The organism is Pseudomonas sp. 9.2(2024), assembly GCF_039695385.1.
In the GTDB taxonomy this organism is placed as follows: domain Bacteria; phylum Pseudomonadota; class Gammaproteobacteria; order Pseudomonadales; family Pseudomonadaceae; genus Aquipseudomonas; species Aquipseudomonas paraglycinae.
Genome location: NZ_CP155585.1, coordinates 4822539 through 4843266, shown reverse-complemented (window position 1 = coordinate 4843266; position 20728 = coordinate 4822539). Strand labels below are relative to the sequence as shown.

Annotated in this window: 17 protein-coding genes and 6 tRNA genes; 15 read left to right on the top strand and 8 right to left on the bottom strand. The window is 60.0% G+C overall.

Annotated features, from left to right (window positions below; all coding sequences use genetic code 11):
• Positions 1–23: 23 nt before the first annotated feature.
• The 3 genes from ABFB52_RS21760 (at position 24) to ABFB52_RS21750 (ending at position 4454) form a co-directional block, all read left to right on the top strand.
• The gene (locus tag ABFB52_RS21760) at positions 24–785 is read left to right on the top strand and encodes an SDR family oxidoreductase (RefSeq protein WP_007917441.1); all 762 of its coding nucleotides are present in this window, start codon (positions 24–26) and stop codon (positions 783–785) included.
• A gap of 195 nt (positions 786–980) precedes the next feature.
• Entirely contained in the window at positions 981–2381 is a 1401-nt protein-coding gene (locus ABFB52_RS21755) for a PLP-dependent aminotransferase family protein (RefSeq protein ID WP_129974351.1), read from the top strand.
• 108 nt (positions 2382–2489) lie between these two features.
• Positions 2490–4454: a methyl-accepting chemotaxis protein gene (locus tag ABFB52_RS21750; protein WP_129974352.1), complete on the top strand. Its 1965-nt coding sequence runs from the start codon at positions 2490–2492 to the stop codon at positions 4452–4454.
• Between the two features lie 634 nt (positions 4455–5088).
• Here the strand turns inward: ABFB52_RS21750 and ABFB52_RS21745 are convergent.
• A complete protein-coding gene (locus tag ABFB52_RS21745; RefSeq protein WP_173892861.1) occupies positions 5089–5847 on the bottom strand; it encodes a hypothetical protein in 759 nt (252 codons plus the stop codon).
• 388 nt (positions 5848–6235) lie between these two features.
• Between ABFB52_RS21745 and ABFB52_RS21740 the strand changes: the two genes are divergently transcribed.
• From ABFB52_RS21740 to ABFB52_RS21710, 7 genes are all read left to right on the top strand, one after another.
• A tRNA-Glu gene (locus tag ABFB52_RS21740) sits at positions 6236–6311 on the top strand.
• Positions 6312–6313: 2 nt separating this feature from the next.
• A tRNA-Gly gene (locus ABFB52_RS21735) sits at positions 6314–6389 on the top strand.
• A gap of 104 nt (positions 6390–6493) precedes the next feature.
• A tRNA-Glu gene (locus ABFB52_RS21730) sits at positions 6494–6569 on the top strand.
• Between the two features lie 3 nt (positions 6570–6572).
• A tRNA-Gly gene (locus tag ABFB52_RS21725) sits at positions 6573–6648 on the top strand.
• Positions 6649–6706: 58 nt separating this feature from the next.
• A tRNA-Glu gene (locus ABFB52_RS21720) sits at positions 6707–6782 on the top strand.
• A gap of 2 nt (positions 6783–6784) precedes the next feature.
• Positions 6785–6860 (top strand) — tRNA-Gly (locus tag ABFB52_RS21715).
• 206 nt (positions 6861–7066) lie between these two features.
• Positions 7067–8428 carry an MATE family efflux transporter gene (locus tag ABFB52_RS21710; RefSeq protein ID WP_346836105.1) on the top strand — a complete coding sequence of 454 codons (1362 nt, stop codon included), beginning with the start codon at positions 7067–7069 and terminating at the stop codon, positions 8426–8428.
• 62 nt (positions 8429–8490) lie between these two features.
• Here ABFB52_RS21710 and ABFB52_RS21705 read toward each other — a convergent pair whose 3' ends face one another.
• The 4 genes from ABFB52_RS21705 to ABFB52_RS21690 all read right to left on the bottom strand — a co-directional run bounded on the left by ABFB52_RS21705 (position 8491) and on the right by ABFB52_RS21690 (position 12553).
• Complete coding sequence (locus ABFB52_RS21705) at positions 8491–10230, bottom strand: dipeptidase (protein ID WP_129973693.1); 1740 nt, start codon at positions 10228–10230, stop codon at positions 8491–8493.
• 195 nt (positions 10231–10425) lie between these two features.
• A complete protein-coding gene (locus ABFB52_RS21700; protein ID WP_129973694.1) occupies positions 10426–11064 on the bottom strand; it encodes a LysE family translocator in 639 nt (212 codons plus the stop codon).
• Between the two features lies 1 nt (position 11065).
• Positions 11066–11836 carry a 2OG-Fe(II) oxygenase gene (locus tag ABFB52_RS21695; RefSeq protein WP_007952184.1) on the bottom strand — a complete coding sequence of 257 codons (771 nt, stop codon included), beginning with the start codon at positions 11834–11836 and terminating at the stop codon, positions 11066–11068.
• A gap of 90 nt (positions 11837–11926) precedes the next feature.
• A complete protein-coding gene (locus ABFB52_RS21690) occupies positions 11927–12553 on the bottom strand; it encodes a hypothetical protein (RefSeq protein WP_085745073.1) in 627 nt (208 codons plus the stop codon).
• Between the two features lie 90 nt (positions 12554–12643).
• On the opposite strand from ABFB52_RS21690, the gene ABFB52_RS21685 reads away from it, so the two are divergent.
• A complete protein-coding gene (locus ABFB52_RS21685) occupies positions 12644–13639 on the top strand; it encodes a LysR family transcriptional regulator (protein ID WP_102717067.1) in 996 nt (331 codons plus the stop codon).
• A 58-nt stretch (positions 13640–13697) separates the two neighbouring features.
• On the opposite strand, the gene ABFB52_RS21680 is transcribed toward ABFB52_RS21685, so the two are convergent.
• On the bottom strand, positions 13698–14105 hold the full coding sequence (locus ABFB52_RS21680) for a PA2817 family protein (RefSeq protein WP_007950758.1): 408 nt from the start codon (positions 14103–14105) through the stop codon (positions 13698–13700).
• A gap of 74 nt (positions 14106–14179) precedes the next feature.
• The gene (locus ABFB52_RS21675; RefSeq protein ID WP_129973695.1) at positions 14180–16627 is read right to left on the bottom strand and encodes an acyl-CoA dehydrogenase; all 2448 of its coding nucleotides are present in this window, start codon (positions 16625–16627) and stop codon (positions 14180–14182) included.
• Between the two features lie 248 nt (positions 16628–16875).
• Between ABFB52_RS21675 and ABFB52_RS21670 the strand changes: the two genes are divergently transcribed.
• The 4 genes from ABFB52_RS21670 (at position 16876) to ABFB52_RS21655 (ending at position 20044) form a co-directional block, all read left to right on the top strand.
• Positions 16876–17535, top strand: a complete 660-nt coding sequence (locus ABFB52_RS21670) for a transglutaminase family protein (protein WP_129973696.1) — start codon at positions 16876–16878, stop codon at positions 17533–17535.
• A 43-nt stretch (positions 17536–17578) separates the two neighbouring features.
• Positions 17579–18202 carry a glutathione S-transferase gene (locus tag ABFB52_RS21665; protein WP_102686518.1) on the top strand — a complete coding sequence of 208 codons (624 nt, stop codon included), beginning with the start codon at positions 17579–17581 and terminating at the stop codon, positions 18200–18202.
• Between the two features lie 133 nt (positions 18203–18335).
• Positions 18336–19268, top strand: a complete 933-nt coding sequence (locus ABFB52_RS21660) for an ABC transporter ATP-binding protein (RefSeq protein ID WP_129973697.1) — start codon at positions 18336–18338, stop codon at positions 19266–19268.
• Positions 19265–20044 carry an ABC transporter permease gene (locus ABFB52_RS21655; RefSeq protein WP_007950763.1) on the top strand — a complete coding sequence of 260 codons (780 nt, stop codon included), beginning with the start codon at positions 19265–19267 and terminating at the stop codon, positions 20042–20044. The genes ABFB52_RS21660 and ABFB52_RS21655 overlap by 4 nt, the downstream gene beginning before the upstream one ends.
• A gap of 54 nt (positions 20045–20098) precedes the next feature.
• On the opposite strand, the gene ABFB52_RS21650 is transcribed toward ABFB52_RS21655, so the two are convergent.
• Positions 20099–20617, bottom strand: a complete 519-nt coding sequence (locus tag ABFB52_RS21650; protein ID WP_007950764.1) for a DUF2062 domain-containing protein — start codon at positions 20615–20617, stop codon at positions 20099–20101.
• Positions 20618–20728: the final 111 nt, after the last annotated feature.

Genomic DNA, 20728 nt, shown 5'->3' with positions numbered 1-20728 from the left:
CCCCCGCATTCGAGGACATAACAATGAGCATGACGTTTTCCGGTCAGGTAGCCGTCGTCACCGGCGCGGCCAACGGCATCGGCCGCGCGACGGCCCAGGCATTCGCCGCCGAAGGTCTGAAAGTGGTGGTGGCCGATCTGGATGCGGCCGGGGGCGAGGGCACTGTGGCGCTGATTCGTACAGCCGGTGGCGAAGCGACCTTCGTGCGCTGCAACGTAACCGTCGAAAGCGAAGTGAAAAATCTGATGGACGAGGTGATCAATACCTACGGCCGTCTCGACTATGCCTTCAACAATGCCGGGATCGAAATCGAGAAGGGCAAACTGGCCGAAGGCTCGATGGACGAGTTCGACGCGATCATGGGTGTCAACGTCAAAGGCGTCTGGCTGTGCATGAAGTACCAATTGCCGTTGCTGCTGGCCCAGGGCGGCGGGGCGATCGTCAATACCGCGTCGGTGGCCGGATTGGGCGCTGCGCCGAAGATGAGCATCTACGCGGCTTCCAAGCATGCGGTAATCGGTCTGACCAAATCGGCTGCGATCGAATACGCCAAGAAGAAAATCCGCGTCAACGCCGTATGCCCGGCAGTGATCGACACCGACATGTTCCGTCGCGCCTATGAAGCGGACCCTAAGAAAGGCGAATTCGCCAACGCGATGCACCCGGTCGGCCGTATCGGCAAGGTCGAGGAAATTGCCAGCGCCGTGCTGTACCTGTGCAGTGATGGCGCGGCGTTTACCACCGGCCATTCGCTGGCCGTGGATGGTGGCGTGACCGCCTTCTGAGAGGCCATTGGCTGATGCATGAACGAGCCCGCCCATCGGCGGGCTTTTTTCGTCTCGGGGGCGGCTCCGTGAATTCGCTAAACAATGTGTTTCAAATATTGAGAAAGGAGGTTTTTGGCGGTTTTGTCGCACAGTCTCAAGGACGTGGCTGTGATTTACTGCCGCCAGCAAAAACGGACAGGAGTTTGCGCGCTCATGGAATTGAGAATTGACCGACAGGCAATGGTGCCGGTCGTACAGCAGATTGTTGACGGGTTGACCGAGTGGATCATGCAGGGGCAAGTGCCGCCGACGACGCGTCTGCCCTCCGTGCGAGAGATCGCACGGTGCAATCTGCTCAGCCAGTCCTGCGTCATGGAAGCTTGCGAGCGCCTTGTGGCGCAAGGGGTTCTGGCCTCGCGTCAGGGCTCGGGATTTATGGTGGCGTCTTCATTGCCCGATTGCTGCAAGGCGATCGATGGCACCGGGTGTGAGGGAGAGCGCAGCGGGGGGGATCCAGCCGCCCGATGGCGCGGCGGTTTGACGCTGGGAAGTGGCGTCCTGCCGGAGAGTTGGCGCGAGCCCGATGATCTCGCCTATGCGATCCGCGAAGTGGCGCGCGCCGACATGGCCAGTCTGTTCAACTACAGCACGCCTCTGGGGCTGCCGGCGTTACGCGAACAGATCATCAAGCGCCTGGGATTGCTGAGTATCAGGGCCGTGGCAGAACAGGTGATGACCACCGCCGGCGCCAGCCACGGACTGGACCTGATCGTGCGTACCCTGTTCAAGGCCGGTGATTGCGTGGTGGTCGAGACGCCCGGTTATGCGCCGCTGTTCGATCTCCTGCGCTTGCACGGCGTGCGCATGCTGGAGGTTCGCCGCACGCCGGGCGGGCCGGATCTCGAGGCGCTCGAGGCGTTGCTGCAACAGTTTCGGCCCGCCGCGTTGTTCATCAACAGTCACCATCACAATCCCACGGGCAGTTGCCTGCTGCCGGCGGTCGCCCGACGTATCCTGGAGTTGAGCAGGCTCTACGATCTGCGGCTGATCGAAGATGATGTTTACGCTGACCTGCACAATGGCAGCGGCACTCGACTGGCAGCGCTGGATGACGAGGGACGGGTGATTTACGTCGGCAGCTTTTCCAAGACCCTGAGCAGCTCGCTGCGAGTGGGTTTCGTGTTGGCCGATGGCGAGCTGATCGAGCGGATGGTGCGGATCAAGACGATCAGTTGCATGGGCACCTCGAGGTTCTGCGAGGCGGTGCTGGCCGGGATGCTGGCCAGTGGCGCCTATCGCAAACTGGTGCAGCGCCAGCGCCAGCGCCTCAATACTGATCGTGCGGCGGCTTTGCAGGCCCTGGAAGATGCCGGGTGGGAAGTGTTCGGCAAGCCCACGGGCGGCCTGTTCATCTGGGCGCGCGCGCCGCTGGCGGATGAAGCGCATTTGCGCAGGCAAGCCTCGCGCTGCGGGGTGCAGCTGTCTTGTGCAACCTCGTTCAGCCCCAGTGGTGAAGCCTGCGACTGGCAGCGCATCAACGTGGCTTACGCCTGTGATCCCCGGGCGCGACAGTTTTTTCGCAGCACGACCGTGGATCGACCTCAAGCGTTCTGAAAACGACGCGTGCGTAGCTTTTTGCCATTATTCCGACGCCAGAGACTTGTGCTGGTTCGAGGCCATTGCGAATCTTCGACAACAGACTATGGCAGGGGACTACGCGCAATGATTTCGGCCGTGCAAGGACGTTTTGCCAACCTCGGTATGGCAAAAAAACTGGGTATCGGGTTTGTGCTGGTGTTGCTGCTGACGGCGCTGGTGGCCGCCATTGGCGTCTGGTCCCTGCAAACCATCAGTCAGCGCTTCGATGGCCTCAAGCAGATGTCATCGCTCAACAGTGGCTTGCTCAAGGTGCGCCTGCTGGAGCAGGACTACGCCCTGCACGGCAACCCGAAAACCGTCGATGCCTTGCATGAGGGTGTCGACGGTCTGATCGCCATGGCCGACCAGCTCAAGATTTTGTCGCCGGGCAATGAGTCGGTCATGAACGACGTCCAACAGTCATTGAGCGCTTACCGCAAGGCGTTCGATGAATTCGTCTCGTTGTCCCAGGCCAAGGACCTGGCGCTGGAGATGGCCAGTTGGTCGGTGTCCAGCGTCGCCAACAATCTCGATGTGTTGCAGGCCGGTCTGGCCGACGACGGCGCGTATACCCTGAAAGACAGCGAGGGCAAGGACGGGGCGCAATTCATCGAGCAGGCCGGTCAGGTCAGCCAGGTTTCGCGCTTGATGTTGCAGGCGATGAACGAAGCGCGGGTGCGACTGGATCAAAGCCGCAAGGGTGACGACAGTGCCGGTCAGGGCAATATCGAGCAGGCTGCCCAGGCTCAGGCCCAGGCCGAGCAGCTTAAATCCACGGTCAAGGATGAGGGTTACCTGACGGTGCTCAATGAAGTGTCGGGGCACATTGCCGGTTTCAGCGACAAGCTGGCCGAGTACACCGGATTGCTGGCCCAGGAAAAGACCGTTTATCAACAGCTGCACCAACGGGCCGACGAAGTCGTGGCGCGGGTCCAACAGGCCTATGTCGCGCAAGATGCCGCGATGCAGGGCGAACTGAAAAAGAATTCGGTGCTGATCATTGGATCATCGGCGCTGGCGTTGCTGGTGGGGCTGATTGCGGCGTGGGTGATTACCCGGCTGATCGTCGCACCGTTGCGCAGCGTGATTCATGTGGCGCAACAAATTGCAGCCGGTGATCTGAGCGCAACGATCGAGGTCTCCCGTCGCGACGAAATCGGCCAACTGATGCTGGCCATGCAGCAGATGGGTGCGGGCCTGAGCACGATTGTCAGCGGGTTGCAGGCGGGGATCGAGCAGTTGGCGAGTTCAGCGCAATCGCTGTCGGCGGTGACCGAGCAGACCAACCTTGAGGTCAGCAGCCAGAAAGAGGAAACCGAACAGGTGGCGACGGCGATGAACCAGATGACCGCCACCGTTCATGATGTGGCGCGCAACGCCGAAGAAGCGGCGCTCGCAGCGCAGACCGCTGATGGCAAGGTCGAAAGCGGTCAGCAGGTGGTGCGTCAGAGCATGGCGCGGATCGAGCAACTGGCGGACTCGGCGACTTCGGCCAGTTCGAGCATCGAAAGTCTGAGCGCGGAAATCCAGAACATCGGCACGGTGCTGGAAGTGATCAAGAGTGTTGCCGAGCAGACCAATCTGCTGGCGCTCAACGCCGCGATCGAAGCGGCGCGGGCGGGCGAGCAGGGCAGGGGCTTTGCGGTGGTCGCCGATGAGGTGCGGGCGCTGGCCCGGCGCACGCAGCAGTCGACCGAGGAGATCGAGCGGCTGGTCAGTGCCTTGCGTTCGGCGGCGCATTCGTCGGTGCAGCAGATTCAGAGCAGTGGCGAGTTGGTGAAGCTGGCGGTGAGTGATGCGTTGCAGACCGAAAGCGCACTGGGGAGTATTGCGGCGGCGGTTTCGTTGATTCAGCAGATGAACCAGCAGATTGCGGCGGCGGCCGAGGAGCAGAGTTCGGTGGCCGAGGAGATCAATCGCAGTGTGACGAGTATTCGGGCGAGTGCGGATCAGTCTTCGATTGCCATGCGCGGGAATGCGGCTTCGAGTGTTGAGCTGGCGCAGTTGGGGAGTGAGTTGCGGGGGATGGTGGGGCACTTTCGGCTTTGACCTTGGCGGCCTTTGGGCCGACCAGGTTCGCGTTTTATTGCGTTCATATCCGTTTCTACGGGTGCTCCGGCTGGCGGTTTCGCCCTTACGGCGAGTCCCTTTTTCAAACGCCAAAAAGGAACCAAAAGGCTGGGCCCCGGCGTTCGGCCCCTCGCTGGGGCTCGGGGTTCCTTCGTTCCGGGATTCATCCGGGGGCATCGCCTACGGTTTGCTTCGCTGCACCTCCTCTCGATGCATGCGGCTTCGCCGCACGGTCGCTGCGCTCCCACCCCCGGATAAATCCCTCCACTCAGCCTTCCGATGGGGCCGGCACGTCAAAAGCGGTACTCGAGCTAACGCTCATTGTGTTGAGTGGTGGGAAGCCAAAGCAGAAGCAGAAGCAGAAGCAAGAGTAGAAGAAGCAGAGGATGCAGAAGGTGCAAGGTGCAAGGTGCAGCAGGTGCAGCAGTGTGAGTTGAGTTGCATACATTTCAAAACCCGAGTGCGACTCGGTCTTTCACGTCGGCGTACCTCTCCCAAACAGCGCGGTCAGTTCCCTCTCCCTCCGGGAGAGGGCTAGGGTGAGGGAAAGCTTTTGATCTTCTTTCAGGCAATAAAAAAGCCACCTCCCGGTGGCTTCTCTCTTTGACTGCACTCAGTCGTAAATCACTTTCTTCTTCCAGTCCGCGTCAGCCTCGACGTCTTTGAGGCCGGCAGTCAGTTGGTTTTCTTCGCCTTCGACCGGGGCGATTTTGTCCATGACCTGGGCGTTGGCGCGGGCCAGGAGTTTTTCCAGGTATTGGAGTTGTTCGGCGTAGATTTGCGGGTCCTGCTGTTTGCGCAGGTATTGCACGCCGCGTTCGAAGGCGAGGCGGGCCTGGCCTGGTTGGTTTTGCTGGAGTGCGTGCTGGCCGAGGTTGTTGAAGAACTCGATGTGCAGCAGTACGAGGATGTGGCGTACTTCGCGGACCCAGTGTTTGGCTTCGTTCGGTGGCAGGAAGCCGTCCTGGGCGGCGCGGGTGATCTGGCCGTGGAGGGCTTCGAGGAGGAAGCGGACGTCTTTGGCCTTGGCTTCGGTCTGGATCGGGGCCGGTGGGTTGTTGACCGGGATCGATTCGCCCTGGGCGACGAGGGCGCTGAGTTCAGTGATGCGGGCCTTGGTGGTGGCGCTGGTCTTTTCCAGGTTCAGCAGGCGCTGGCAGACGTTCAGCTCAAGGCGGGTCAGCAGCAGCTTGAGGGCCGGGGTCATGAACTGGCCGGGGAAGGTTTCGGTCAGTTCGCCGCAACGGCGCAGGCGGTCGTTGAGTTCGACCTTGGTGCGGGCCTTCTCCAGTTTGGTGTTTTCCACCACATGGTTCATGTAGCCAATGGCGATCAAGATTGCGATCCCGGCTATGACTAGCAGGGTGATCATGAGTGGTGTCACCGGTAAGACCTCTTTATAGGGTTCGCGTGCGAGTGTAGTGGCTTGGCATAGAGGAGCCTAGCGCCGCTCGACGGGTTTGGATCGGCGAAGCTGTATCTGTATCGGCCAGGGAGCCGCTTATTTAAATGCTGGCCCTTGGGGTGCAGATTGCCATCACCTGTGACGTGGACTATAGCGCCTTGGCGAGTGTCGGAATATAGGCGTCAATCGTCGGGCGACGCAAAAGCCGGAAACGGCCCGTAAAGCAGGTCGAAGTCATTGATTTAAATAAATTTATATCTGGGGGTTGACGACCTTTCAATCCATCCATAGAATGCGCGCCACTTGCAGCGTAAAGCACACAGCGAAGCGCGGCAGGGAGTGAATGTTGTAGTGTGTCCCCTTCGTCTAGTGGCCTAGGACACCGCCCTTTCACGGCGGTAACAGGGGTTCGAGTCCCCTAGGGGACGCCAATGCGGGAATAGCTCAGTTGGTAGAGCACGACCTTGCCAAGGTCGGGGTCGCGAGTTCGAGTCTCGTTTCCCGCTCCAATTTTAAACAGCAACGCTTTCGGGCGGTGCTGAGTGAAACCAGAACCGAATCTTCGGAGGCGGATCTGGACACCGAAACACACACCATGTGTTCCGGGTAGCGTGTCCCCTTCGTCTAGTGGCCTAGGACACCGCCCTTTCACGGCGGTAACAGGGGTTCGAGTCCCCTAGGGGACGCCATTTGCGGGAATAGCTCAGTTGGTAGAGCACGACCTTGCCAAGGTCGGGGTCGCGAGTTCGAGTCTCGTTTCCCGCTCCAAATTCAAAAATCGCCGCTTTGCAAAGAGCGGCGTTTTTATTAGTGAAAGTTGTAGCCTGTCCCCTTCGTCTAGTGGCCTAGGACACCGCCCTTTCACGGCGGTAACAGGGGTTCGAGTCCCCTAGGGGACGCCATTGCGGGAATAGCTCAGTTGGTAGAGCACGACCTTGCCAAGGTCGGGGTCGCGAGTTCGAGTCTCGTTTCCCGCTCCATATTCACAAAAACGCCGCTCAGTGATGAGCGGCGTTTTTGTATGCGCGTTTTTTGTGCGGGCTGCGCTCTGTTACAACTTTCCTACGGTGAATCCGTGATTTGCGGAAGCGTCTGACAGCCAGCCCTCGACCGATTCTGAGATAACGACCGCCCCGTCAGCCTTGATGTCTGTAGCGGGGGTGATCGAATTCGAGGATCTCACTTAATGTCACAAACGATCAGACCTCCCGGCCATCTGCACGAGATTCGAGCAACTGCATGGCTGTCGCTTCCGTTGGTCATCGGGCATCTGTGCGCCGGGCTGATTGCCTTCGTGGACAACCTCATCGCGGGCAATCATGGCACCGATACTCTGGCTGCCGTCACGCTTGGCACGGCATTGTTGTGGCTGCCGATGCTGGTGCCGATCGGCACGTTGATTGCGCTGACCGCTTCGGTCGCGCGTTTGCACGGCGCAAATCGAACAGGCGAGATCGCGCCGGTCTTTCGTCAGGCGCTGTGGCTGGCGCTGTTCATGGGAGTGCTCATGTTCGGTTTTCTCAGCCTTGCGCCTTTTCTGCTCGCGCCTGCCGGGATTGCGCCGGAGATCATTCCCGGCGCGCAGGCTTTTCTGGAGGCGGTGCGTTGGGGAAGTCCGGCACTGACCCTGTTTTTCTGCATGCGCTATCTGTGCGAAGGGATGCACTGGATGCGCCCGACCATGGTCTTCGGCTTTGGTGGTCTCCTGTTTCTGGCGCCAGTGGGTTATGTGCTGACCAATGGCAAGTTGGGTTTCGCAGAGATGGGGGCTGAAGGACTGGGCATCGCGTCGGCTTTGATGATGTGGCTGCAAGCGTTGCTGTTCGCTGCGCAACTCTGGCGAGGCAAACGGCTGGCGCATTTGCAGCTGTTTGCCCGCTTCGATCCGCCGCGTCTTGCCGGCATCGTTGATTTGTTGAGGGTTGGAATACCGATCGGCATCGCGATTTTGACCCAGGGCAGTCTGTTCATTGTCACCTCGCTACTGATTGGCCGCCTCGGCTCGACTTTTCTGGCGGCCCATCAGATCGCGGTGAATCTGGCTCAGCTGTGTTTCATGATCCCGGTGGCCGTAGCTGAAGCCACGACCGTTCGGGTCGGTCATGCGTTGGGGCGGGGGGATTTCAAAGGCGTCCGGCAGGCTGCCGGGGCGGGCTGCGTCATCGTCCTGGTCGCGCAAAGCGTTTCGGTACTGATCATGCTGTTGGGCAATGAAACGATAGCGGGTTGGTACAGCGCGGATGTAGCGGTCACCGCGCTCGCCTCGACGCTTTTGCTGTACGCCGCAGCGTTACAGTTTCCCGATGGGTTGCAAATGCTGTCCGCCGGCGCCTTGCGCGGTTTGCAGGACACTCGTGTGCCCATGTGGCTGGCGATTTTCTGTTACTGGGGTGTCGGCTTGCCGCTCGGTTGCCTGATGGCGTTCGGGTTGGGCTGGGGACCGCAAGGCATCTGGCTGGGGCTGATTACGGCATTGACGCTGGCAATGCTGCTGATGGGGAGGCGGTTTTTCGTGTGCAGTCGAATGGGTGTGGCGGTCGTCGACTGAATTGAAAAGGCCCGTCGGTGGGAACCGACGGGCCTTTGTTCATTGTGGCGTTGACGTATGGATCACAGTTTTGGCAATTGCCCGATTCGCCCCATCATTTCGGTAACGATCTGCAGGTCCAGCAAGAACTGGTCAACGGTCTTGAACTCGCCATCGGTGTGACCGGTGTATTTGACCTCCGGTCGTGCCAGGCCGAATTGCACACCGTTCGGCAGTTCATGCACCGAGGTGGCGCCGGCCGAGGTGCCGAATTCGTGTTTCATGCCCAGATTCTCGGTGGCCACCGCCAGCAGCGCCTTGACCCATTCGCCTTCAGGGTTGCGGTACATCGGTTCGGCGATCGAATAGTCGAAGTTCACCGCGACATGGTTTTTCTTGCTCCAGGCTGCCAGTTTGTCGGCGATTTCTGTCTTGAGCAGTTCCGGCGACTTGCCCTTCGGCACGCGCAGGTTAACCGCGAGTTTGAAGGTTTTGTCGTCCATGCCGACGTAGGTCAGAGAAGTGGTCAGCGGGCCCATGAAGTCATCGGCGAAACCGACGCCCAGCTTGCTGCCCTTGTAATCCAGGCCCCAATTGTCGGCGGCGTAGTGCGCAGCGTCGGTGATATGGTTGTGCTTGAGGGCGATCTTGCCGTCCACGCTGTGGATGAAGTCGAGCATGCGGGCGACCGGGTTGACGCCGGATTCAGGCTCGGACGAGTGCGCGGAAACACCGGTGACGGTGAGTTTGACGTCTTTGCCATCGACCTTGGCGTTCACTTCGAAATCGCCGCCATTGCGCTTGGCGTATTCAGTGCCGGCCTTTTGCAGGCTGGCCGCCAGTTCGGCAGGTTTGTCGGTCACCAGCGTGACGACCGAAACCGATGGAATCTGGTTGGTCGCCAGGCCACCGGTCATCGAGATGATTTCCGCGCCTTTACCCTCGGCCTTGCGCTTGGCGAACCTGGCCATGACGGTGCCGTAACCTTTCTCGGCAATCACCACCGGATAGCCACCGTCCAGCGCCAGGTTGTACTCCGGCGTCGGGTTGCGTTCGAAATAGTAAGGAATCGCGTCACCGGTGGTTTCTTCGGTGGTGTCCACCAGCAGTTTGAAATTGCGTGCCAGTGGCAGCTTCTCTTCCTTGATCACCTTCATGGCGTAAAGCGTTACGACGATGCCGTTCTTGTCGTCCTCGGTGCCACGGCCGTACATGCGGTCGCCGATCAGCGTGACCTTGAACGGATCAAGTTTGGTGCCGTCCTTCAGCACCCAGTTCTCCGGCGTTACCGGCACCACGTCGGCGTGCGCATGAATGCCTACGACGTCCTTGCCGCTGCCGTCGAGGGAGATTTCGTAAACGCGGTTGTCGATGTTGCGGTAGTTCAGGCCGAAAGACTCGGCCAGATTCTTGATCTTGCCCGCGATCTTGATGAACTCGGGGTTGTCGTGCTGATCGACACCGTCCTTGCGGTAGGTCGGGATTTCCACCAGTTCGCGCAGTGTTTCCAGCGCGGCTTTGCCGTACTTCACGCGGGTGTAGAGGCCGAGCAAGCGATGGATCTCGTTCTGTTGTTCGGCGGTCAGTGTCTTGTTGTCAAGGAAGGCGCTGATGGCTGGACGCAGATCGTCGGTCTTGCTCAGGTCGTTCTTTGCCAGATCACCGAGAAACGCTCTGAAATCACTGACCTTTGCCTCGTTGAATGTCTTGAGGATGGTCGCGCTCTGCTGCTCGGTCAGGTTGGCGTGGGCTGGCAGTGTGACGGACGAAAGGCTGGCCAGAATCAACGTCGAGGCGGCCAGTTGCTTGAGTGAAAAGTCCATTGCTAAGGGCATTCCTTTGCAGGCAGTGAGTAGGAGGTATCTGATCGAAGCGTCAGACGGTTTCGCAAACTAACACCACCAGCGAGTGATAGGGGAGCCCCCGAAGTGGGACGCGTCGCACAGAAATGCAAAAGCGGCGCAGAAATGAAAAAGCCCGTCCAGTCCCTCTGGATCGGGCTTCTCCGATCAATGCGCTTACATCGACAACACCAGACGCCCGGCAAACAGGATCAGAATCACCCCCATGCTGCGCTCGAACCAGTGGCCCATGCGCATGAACAGCACGCGCACTTTGCTGCTGGAAAAGAACAGCGCGACGATCACGAACCACAACGCATTCACCCCGCACATCCACAACCCGTACAGCGCCTGGATTTGCAGCGGTGTGCTGGCGCTGATGATCGTGGTGAAGATCGCCAGGAAAAACAGCGTGGCCTTGGGGTTGGTGGCGTTGGTCAGGAAACCGGTGGAAAACGCCTTGAACAGCGATTGTTCAATCAACGGTTCGTCGCTGGTCTTTTCGCCTTCCATTGTGGTCTTGGGTTTGCTGCGTATCAGGCTGACGCCGAGGTGAAGAATGTAAGCACCGCCGACCACTTTGGCGACGGTCAGCAGCCAGGGCGTGGTGTGCATCAAGGCGCCTACGCCCAGCAAGGTGTACAGCACGTGCACGGAAATTCCCGCGCCGATGCCCAATGCCGTGCAGATGCCGACCAGTCGACCGAAACGCACACTCTGGCGGATGGTCACGGCGAAGTCCGGGCCGGGAGCGACCACGGCCAGAAAGTGGATGGTGGCCAATGCCAGAAACTCGCCCAGGTAATTCGATGTCATTTCAGCTCCAGAAAGTCAGGGGTGAAGCATTGCCGCGATAGCCGACAAAAAACGAAAGGCTCAAGCGCGGATCGGCCACGCCCGGCGTTACCGAGTGCATGCGACGCGAATTGAACATGATGAAATCCCCCGGTTCCGGGCGTACTTCGAGGGCGGGCGGGCCAAGCAGCGCCGGGTCGATGCCGTAGCTGTCGCCGCGCATTTCATCGAAGCGGTCCGGGGAAATGTCGTCTTCCCACATCTGCAATGCGCCGCCTTCGGTTGGCATGTTGAGGTAGACGTTGCAGGCGAACTGCGCCTCGAGGCTGCGGGCCTGAAAACTTTCCGGGGCGTCCTTGGCGAAGATGTCGTGATGGGCCAGGAAGCACACGCCCGGTTTCACTACCCGGGACAGGCCGACGTACATCTTGCGACCGTAAAGGTTTTCCAGGTGGGCACCCGCCGGCCAGGATTCGTCGAGCATGCAGCGCAGGGTGTCGACCGGCGACGAGTAGGGCGCGCAGCGGTTGCGCAGTTCGGCAATGTTGCTGGTGGCGCGCTCGAAGTAGTCCTCGATCAGCAGCGGCTGGTTTTCCGCCTCGTAGAACGCCATGCCGATACGACCGATACTGGGCGCGTTGATGTAGCCCTCGAAGCCGGGCGCGAGGATCTTGTCGCCAATCTGGATCGCCTGCGCCTGGGGCAGAAAGCCCTTGACGCGGATGGCGAGGACTTCTTCGTTGGCCAGTTTTTTTATGCACGTCTCATCGAGACGCTCGACGTCAAGCATCATGGTTTCAGGTCCATCTATCGAATAGTCAACGGAACCGGCGAACGCGGTTCCCCCGGCGTCGGACGCTGCATCTGGCAGCGCCCGAAATCCTCAATCCACGCTGTAGTGGACGGACAACGTGCCTTTCTTCTGCGAAAGGGACGCGATCGTGACTGTGCCCAGATCCTTCAGGCTGCGTACATGGGTGCCACCGCAGCCATAGGCTGGCAGTTCACCGAAACCGATTTCCCGTGCGCCTTCGCGCAGGGACGTCAGGCGTGGCAGATCGTGTTCGATCCATTGCCCGATGCCGTATTGAACGACTTGTGCATCGACTTCCTGAGCCGAATCTCCGGGCTTGAATTGCACCCGGCCCTCGTCCGGCCAGTGATGGGCCTTGATCGGCATCCAGCCCATGGCCTGGACAAAGTGGCCGATCAAATGCCCGGCAGAGTGCATGCGGGTGTTGAAGCGGCGGCGTTCTTCGTCGACGCGAATCTGGGTCATGCCCAGTGGCACCGGTTGATCGACGAAATGAATGATCCGGTCCGGTTCCTGAACGACCCGCAGCACCTGGCTGTCGCCAATCCAGCCGGTATCACAGGGTTGGCCACCGCCCTGGGGATGAAAAAGTGTGGCGCGCAAAACAACGGCGAATTCGTTCTCGTGGGGCGTGCAGTCGAGGACTTCCACATTGGCCTTGAGGTCATCACTATGGAAAAAGAGGCGAAGCGTCATATTCCATGCCCTTATTAAAGTTTCTTTTTTAATTATATGAATCGTGCAATAACGTGATAATCCGTTCAAACATCAAAGGACTGTTGCGCTGTGAGCATAAATCTCCCACTGCCGCTGCTCGGTGAAATGGCGATTTTCGTCAAGGTCGTCGAGACCGGCAGCTTCTCCGAAGCCGCTCGCCAATTAGGCTCATCGCCGTCGGCAGTCAGCCGCAGCATTTCCCGGCTGGAGAAGGCGCTGGCCACGCGGCTGCTGCAACGCACCACGCGCAAACTGCGCTTGAGCGATGGCGGAGAAGAAGTGTTCAAGCGCTGCCAGGAAATGGTCAGCGCAGCGAAGTCGGTGATGGAGATCAGCGGCCAGTTCACTCACGAAGCCGAAGGTCTGGTGCGGGTCAGCGTGCCGAAAGCAGTGGGGCGCTTCGTGATTCATCCGCACATGCCGGAGTTTCTGCGGCGCTACCCGAAGGTCGATGTGGAGCTGTTGCTGGAGGACCGCCAGGTCGATCTTATCGACGACCATGTCGACCTGGCCATTCGCATCACGGACCGTCCACCGGCTGGACTGGTGGGACGACAACTGTTGACCATCGACCATTTGCTCTGCGCGACGCCGCAGTATCTGGCCGAACACGGGACGCCGACTCATCCCCATGACTTGCTTAACCACAGTTGCATTTACCTGGGCGAAACCCCGAGCGATGCGCGCTGGAAATTCAAGAAAGGCACGAAAGCCGTCACTGTCGGCGTGCGCGGGCGGTATGCCGCCAATCACACCGGCGTGCGTCTGGGCGCCGTGTTGCAGCACATCGGCATTGGCAGCCTGCCGTATTTCACCGCGCGTTATGCCCTGGAGCAGGGGCTGATCGTGCAGGTGCTGCCGGACTGGACGTTCCTGGCGTCGTACCACGGCGGGTTGTGGTTGCTGCACTCGCCGACGCGTTATCTGCCGCCGAAGCTGCGGGTGTTCATCGACTATCTGGTGGAGTGCCTGGAGAAAGAGCCGACCCTGAGCAAGCCGGCAAAATCCGGCGGTGCAAAACCGTTGGCGGAGTACGAATTGCCCGAGAGTGAAGGTTTGCTCTGACCCGATAAAAAAAAGGCCCGCATGGATCACCATGCGAGCCTTTTTTATTGGATGAAAATCAGTGCTTGCTGTCCTGGGCGGACATCGCCAGCAGCTGTTTTTCCTGGTTCCAGTCGAACGGTTCATCGTTCTGTTCGGCTTCGTAGCGGCGTTCTTCCAGCGCCTGGTACATGTCGATTTCTTCGTCGGACAGGTAATGCAGGCAGTCGCCGGCGAAGAACCACAGCAGATCCCGCGGGATCAGGTGGGCAATTTGCGGGTAACGGGTAATCACTTGAGTCAGGATGTCCTGGCCCAGGTATTGGCTTTCGATCGGCTCGATCGGCAGGGATGCCAGCAGTTCGTCGAAACGCTCCAGGAACAGGGCATGGCTTTCTTCGGGAACCTGATCGGCCTCACCTACGGCGACCAGGATACTGCGCAGGTGGTCGAGCAAAACCAGATGATCGGCAACGACGTTGGACACGAGATAAGTCCTCAAGAGCAAAACGGGCGCGGGAGTATAAAGCCCCTGCGCCCGTTTTTCACTGATTGAAGGGATCAGCGGATTTTGCCGTCCGCCGGTTTCAGTTGCTCCTTGTCGAAATCATCGACATCGATCACCTTGCGTCGAGCCGCTTCGGCATCACGCAGGGTCTGGGCTTCCACGGCCTGCAATACCCCGGCCTCCAGCGCCGCATCGATGGCGTGTTCGCCGGCGACCGGTTTGACCTGACCGCTCTTGAGCGACGTGTGCAGTTTTTTGTGCAGCGGTTGCGCAGCGTTCAACTGATCGCAGGCGTGCTGCAGCGCACCGACCGCATCGTCGGCCGATTGCGGGCGATAGCAGCCCGCAAGCAGTTCTTCCAGCGCCGGATCGCCCTTGGCGCGGCCGATGACCGCAGCCACTTCGGCACCGAGTCTGTCCGACGGGCCTTTGTGACGGCGGCCGAACGGGAACACGATCACGCGCAACAGGCAGCCAAAGACTCGGTTCGGGAAGTTGGTCAGCAGTTCATCCAGCGCCTTTTCCGACTGGCCGAGGCTTTCTTCCATGGCCCATCTGAACAGCGGTTCCATGTACGCCGGGGAATCGAGGTCGTGATAACGCTTGAGCGCCGCCGAGGCCAGATACAGGTTGCTCAGCACATCACCCAGACGCGCCGACAGACGCTCGCGGCGTTTCAGTTCGCCGCCCAGCAGCATCATGCTCAGGTCGGCGAGCATGGCAAACGCGGCAGCCTGACGGTTGAGGGCGCGGAAATAACCCTGGCTGAGCTTGTCTCCCGGTGTATGTTCGAAATGGCCGAAGCCGAGGTTCAGCACCAGCGTGCTGGCGGCGTTGCTCACGGCAAATCCGATGTGCTTGAGCAGCAGGCCATCGAATTCCTTGAGCGCCTGGTCCTTGTCCTCGCGTCCGGCGAGGGCCATTTCCTTGAGGACGAACGGATGGCAGCGGATCGCGCCCTGGCCGAAGATCATCAGGTTGCGCGAAAGAATGTTCGCGCCTTCCACGGTGATGAAGATCGGCGCGCCGTTCCAGCTGCGGCCCAGGTAGTTGTTCGGGCCCATGATGATCGCCTTGCCGCCGTGCACGTCCATCGCGTGGCTGATGCACTCGCGACCGCGCTCGGTGAGGTGATATTTGAGGATCGCCGACAGCACCGAAGGTTTCTCGCCCAGATCCACCGCGTTGGCGGTCAGCATCCGCGCGGCGTCCATCATCCAGGCATTGCCGCCGATCCGCGCCATGGCTTCCTGAATGCCTTCGAATGCTGAGAGTGGCACGTTGAACTGCTCGCGGATCTGCGCGTATTGCCCGGTCACCAGGCTGGTGAACTTGGCCGCGCCAGTGCCCACTGCCGGCAGCGAGATCGAACGCCCGACCGACAGGCAGTTCATCAGCATCATCCAGCCTTTGCCGAGCATGTCCTGGCCGCCGATGAGGTAGTCCAGCGGGATGAACACGTCCTTGCCGGAGTTCGGGCCGTTCATGAACGCAGCGCCCAGCGGCAGGTGGCGACGGCCGATTTCCACGCCGGGAGTGTCGGTCGGAATCAGCGCGAGGCTGATGCCGAGATCTTCCTTGTCGCCGAGCAGGTGATCCGGGTCATAGGCCTTGAAGGCCAGGCCGAGCAAGGTCGCGACCGGGCCGAGGGTGATGTAGCGTTTTTCCCAGTTCAGGCGCAGGCCGAGAGTTTCCTGACCTTCCCATTCGCCTTTGCAGATGATCCCGGTGTCGGGCATCGCACCCGCGTCTGAACCCGCGAGCGGGCCAGTCAGCGCAAAGCAAGGAATGTCGTCGCCCCGGGCCAGCCGTGGCAGGTAATGATTGCGTTGTTCGTCGGTGCCGTAATGCAGCAGCAGTTCGGCCGGGCCGAGGGAGTTGGGCACCATCACGGTAGAGGCGAGGTCGCCGCTGCGGGTCGCCAGTTTCATCGCCACTTGGGAGTGGGCGTAGGCGGAGAAACCCTTGCCGCCGAACTCCTTGGGAATGATCAGGGCGAAGAAACCGTGTTCCTTGATGTGGGTCCAGGCTTCGGGCGGCAGGTCCATCGACTGGCCGATCTGCCAGTCAGTGACCATGGCGCAGAGCTCTTCGGTCGGGCCGTCGATGAACGCCTGTTCCTCTTCGCTCAGTTGCACCTTGGGATAGGACAGCAGCTTGTCCCAATCCGGACGGCCGCTGAACAGTTCGCCGTCCCACCACACCGTGCCGGCGTTGATCGCGTCGCGTTCGGTCTGCGACATCGGAGGCAGGGTTTTCTGGAACCAGCTGAACAGCGGCGCGGTGAAGTGTTTGCGGCGCAGGTCAGGCAACAGCAGCGGGGCGGCGACCAGGGCCAGCACGACCCAGAAAATCAGCAGCAACCAGCCCGGTGCGTGGCTGAAAATCCCCATCGCCAACAGGTAAGCGGCGACGATACCCAGTGCCGGCAGCGGGGCGATGCGCCGGTGGGCCAGATACGCCACGCCGACGATCAGAACCAGTATCCACAACAACAGCATATTTAATCCTCCGTGAACCAGGGCGAACCGACCCACCAGAGCTTAGACGGCATCTGCAAAACGGGGCGGTCAGAGCAAGGTGATTGAAATCGTGGGAAACCCCGGATGTCTTTTGTAGGTTCGGTGGGCAACACGCGTGGGAAATCGTTCGCCGCTTCCGCGTCTTTGCGTGCATGTTTGGCCGAAACGTCGTTATCTCTGTGCTGAACCTCTCGCTAGACTCGGGGCTCAATCAGGAGAATGTCGTCATGCACGAGTATCTGAGCCCCGGCCGCTTCATCGATAGTGACCACCCCTCGGTGGTGGAGTTCGCCGAGCAGCACCGTGGTGCCAGCCGCGATCCGCTCGCGCAGGCGGTCAGTCTTTATTACGCCGTGCGCGAGGCGGTGCGTTACAACATGTACACCTTCAGCCGCGACCCGCAGACCTTGCGCGGCAGCTACGCGCTGGCGGCGGGTGAGAGTTATTGCGTGCCCAAGGCCACGTTGCTCGCCGGTTGCGCGCGCCATTGCGGGATCCCCGCACGCATTGGTCTTGCGGATGTGAAAAATCATCTGTCGACGCCGCGTCTGCTTGAACTGCTGAGAAGCGAAGTGTTCGCCATGCATGGTTATACCGAGCTGTTTCTCAATGATCGCTGGGTGAAAGCCACCCCCGCGTTCAACCAGAAACTCTGCGAAATGTTCAACGTTGCGCCGCTGGAATTCGACGGCATGAGCGACAGCGTTTTCCACCCGTACAACAGCGATGGTGCGTTGCTGATGGAGTACCTGGTCGATCACGGCCAGTTCGCCGATGTACCGGAATCTTTTTTCTTCGAACATCTGCAGAAATGTTATCCGCACCTGTTCAACGATCAGCAGACGCCACTGTCCGGTGACATGCGCGGTGATGTCGGCCGCCTCTGATCCGGCGTATGCTGCCTGCCCATTTACTGGAAAAGAGGCGGTCATGCTGAAGATCTGGGGTCGCAAGAATTCGTCGAATGTCAGAAAGCCGTTGTGGGCTGCCGAAGAGCTCGGGCTGGCCTACGAGGCCATTGATGCCGGTGGCGCGTTTGGGGTGGTCGACACGCCGGAGTACCGGGCAATGAACCCGAACGGGCGGGTGCCGGTGATTCAGGACGACGGTTTTGTGCTGTGGGAATCCAATGCCATTGTGCGTTACCTGCTGGCAAAGCATGCAGCCGATACTTCGTGGTACCCGGCGGATCCGCAGACCCGCGCCACCGCTGACAAATGGATGGACTGGACGACTTCCAGTTTTGCAGGACCGTTTCGCACGGTGTTCTGGGGCGTTCTGCGTACCCCGGCAGACAAGCAGGACTGGCCGGCAATCCATGCGGCGATCAAGGAATGTGACGGCTTGCTGGCGATGGCCGATCAGGCGCTGAAGGATCAGCCGTATCTGTCCGGCAACGAAATCGGCATGGGCGATATCCCGCTCGGCAGTTTCATTTATGCCTGGTTCGAGATGCCGATCGAGCGCGCGTCACAGCCGAATCTTGAAGCCTGGTATGCGCGGCTAAAGCAGCGTCCGGCGTATCAGAAAGCTGTCATGACCGCGTTGACTTAATACCTACTATCGACACACTTGACTGTACTTGTGCGGCGACGGCAAGCACCATTGCGCTCGAGCGCTGCGGTTGTCTTCCTCGCCGCCGGCCTTTTATCAGTCCTTTTTTCTTTACTGGGTGCGTAAATCCGATATGAGTTCCGCTCTGTCCATCCGGCAGCTAACCAAAACCTACGGCAACGGGTTCCAGGCCTTGAGTGGTATCGATCTGGACGTCGCCGAAGGTGACTTCTTCGCCTTGCTCGGCCCCAACGGCGCCGGCAAATCCACGACCATCGGCATTCTCTCGACCCTGGTCAACAAGACCAGCGGCACCGTGAATATCTTTGGCCACGACCTGGACAAGAACCCGGCGGCGCTCAAGCGCTCGATCGGCGTGGTGCCCCAGGAATTCAACTTCAACCAGTTCGAAAAGACGTTCGACATCGTCGTGACCCAGGCCGGTTACTACGGCATTCCGGCGAAGGTCGCCAAGGAACGCGCCGAGCAGTACCTGACCCAGCTCGGCCTGTGGGACAAACGCGATGTGCCGTCGCGTTCGCTGTCCGGCGGCATGAAGCGTCGCTTGATGATCGCGCGGGCGCTGGTGCATGAACCGCGTCTGCTGATCCTCGATGAACCGACCGCCGGGGTGGATATCGAACTGCGCCGTTCGATGTGGACGTTCCTCACCGAACTGAACCAGAAAGGCATCACCATCATCCTCACCACCCACTACCTGGAAGAGGCTGAGCAGTTGTGCCGCAACATCGGCATCATCGACCACGGCACCATCGTCGAGAACACCAGCATGCGTCAGCTGCTAGGCCAACTGCATGTGGAAACCTTCCTGCTGGACCTGAAGAACGGTCTGAGTGTCGCGCCGCAACTGGCGGGTTATCCGGCGCGTTTGCTGGACGGCCATACCCTGGAAGTCCAGGTCGACAAGTCCATGGGCATCACAGCGCTGTTCGGCCAACTGGCCCTGCAGAACATCGAAGTGCTGAGCCTGCGCAATAAAACCAATCGCCTCGAGGAGCTGTTCGTGTCCCTGGTGGAGAAAAATCTGTCGAAGGTGGCGGTATGAGTTCCGAGCTGCGCCCCAACCTCGTTGCCCTCAACACCATCGTTTACCGCGAAGTCAGACGCTTCACCCGGATCTGGCCGCAGACTCTGCTGCCGCCGGCGATCACCATGGTTCTGTACTTCGTGATCTTCGGTAACCTGATCGGCCGGCAGATCGGCGATATGGGTGGCTTCACCTACATGGAGTACATCGTGCCGGGGCTGATCATGATGTCGGTGATCACCAACTCCTACGGCAACGTGGTGTCGAGCTTCTTCGGCAGCAAGTTCCAGCGCTCCATCGAAGAGCTGATGGTGTCGCCGGTGTCGCCGCACACGATCCTGATCGGTTACACCATTGGTGGCGTCCTGCGCGGCCTGATGGTGGGTGTGATTGTGACGATCCTGTCGCTGTTCTTCACCCATTTGCAGGTACACCATCTTGGCGTGACGGTGCTGGTGGTGGTGCTGACGGCGACGATCTTCTCGCTGCTGGGCTTCATCAACGCGGTGTTTGCGCGCAACTTCGATGACATCTCGATCATCCCGACCTTTGTGCTGACCCCGCTGACCTACCTGGGCGGCGTGTTCTATTCGATCACCTTGCTGCCGCCGTTCTGGCAGACCGTGTCGCTGGCCAACCCGGTGCTGCACATGGTCAACGCTTTCCGTTACGGCATCCTCGGTGTGTCGGACATTCGCATCGGCATCGCGATCACCTTCATGCTGGTGGCGACCGTGGTGCTGTATATCGGTTGTTCGCGGTTGCTGGTGAGCGGGCGCGGCATGCGCACCTGATCCCTTCAATGCTGCAATGAAAAACGGCCTCCCACAGTGGAGGCCGTTTTGCATTCACGCCTGACGTCTTTTCTTGCGCCGCGCCCATTGCCGGGCCACCCACCAGCGCCAGTACATCATCACCAGACAATAGGCGAGGGCGCCCAGTGCCAACCCGACCACCACCGAACCCAGCAGGAACGGTTGCCACAAGGTCGAGAGCTCACCGCTGATCCATTCCCAGGTCAATTCGTCGGGGAGCGTGCGGGCGGGCACATCCATCAGCCAGGCCCCGGCCTGATACGTGCAGAAGAATACCGCCGGCATGGTGATCGGATTGGTCAGCCAGACCAGACTGACGGCAATCGGCATGTTGCCGCGCACCATGATCGCGAGGACGGCGGCCACCAGCATCTGTGCGGGAATCGGCAGGAACGCGGCGAACAGGCCAACGGCCATGGCCCGGGCCACCGAGTGTCGGTTGAGGTGCCAGAGGTTCGGGTCATGCAGCAACGTTCCGAGAAAGCGTAAGGATTTGTGTTCCCTGATGCTCGTCGGGTCGGGCATGTAACGTTTGAATAAGCGCCGGGGCATAAGGCTTCTCGGTCGGTTAAGGCGGCAAGTATGTCTGGATTCTATGAACCGCCCATTCAGACTTTGTGACAATTGATAACGACGCGCGTGCCCCGCAACCGCTATGCCTGA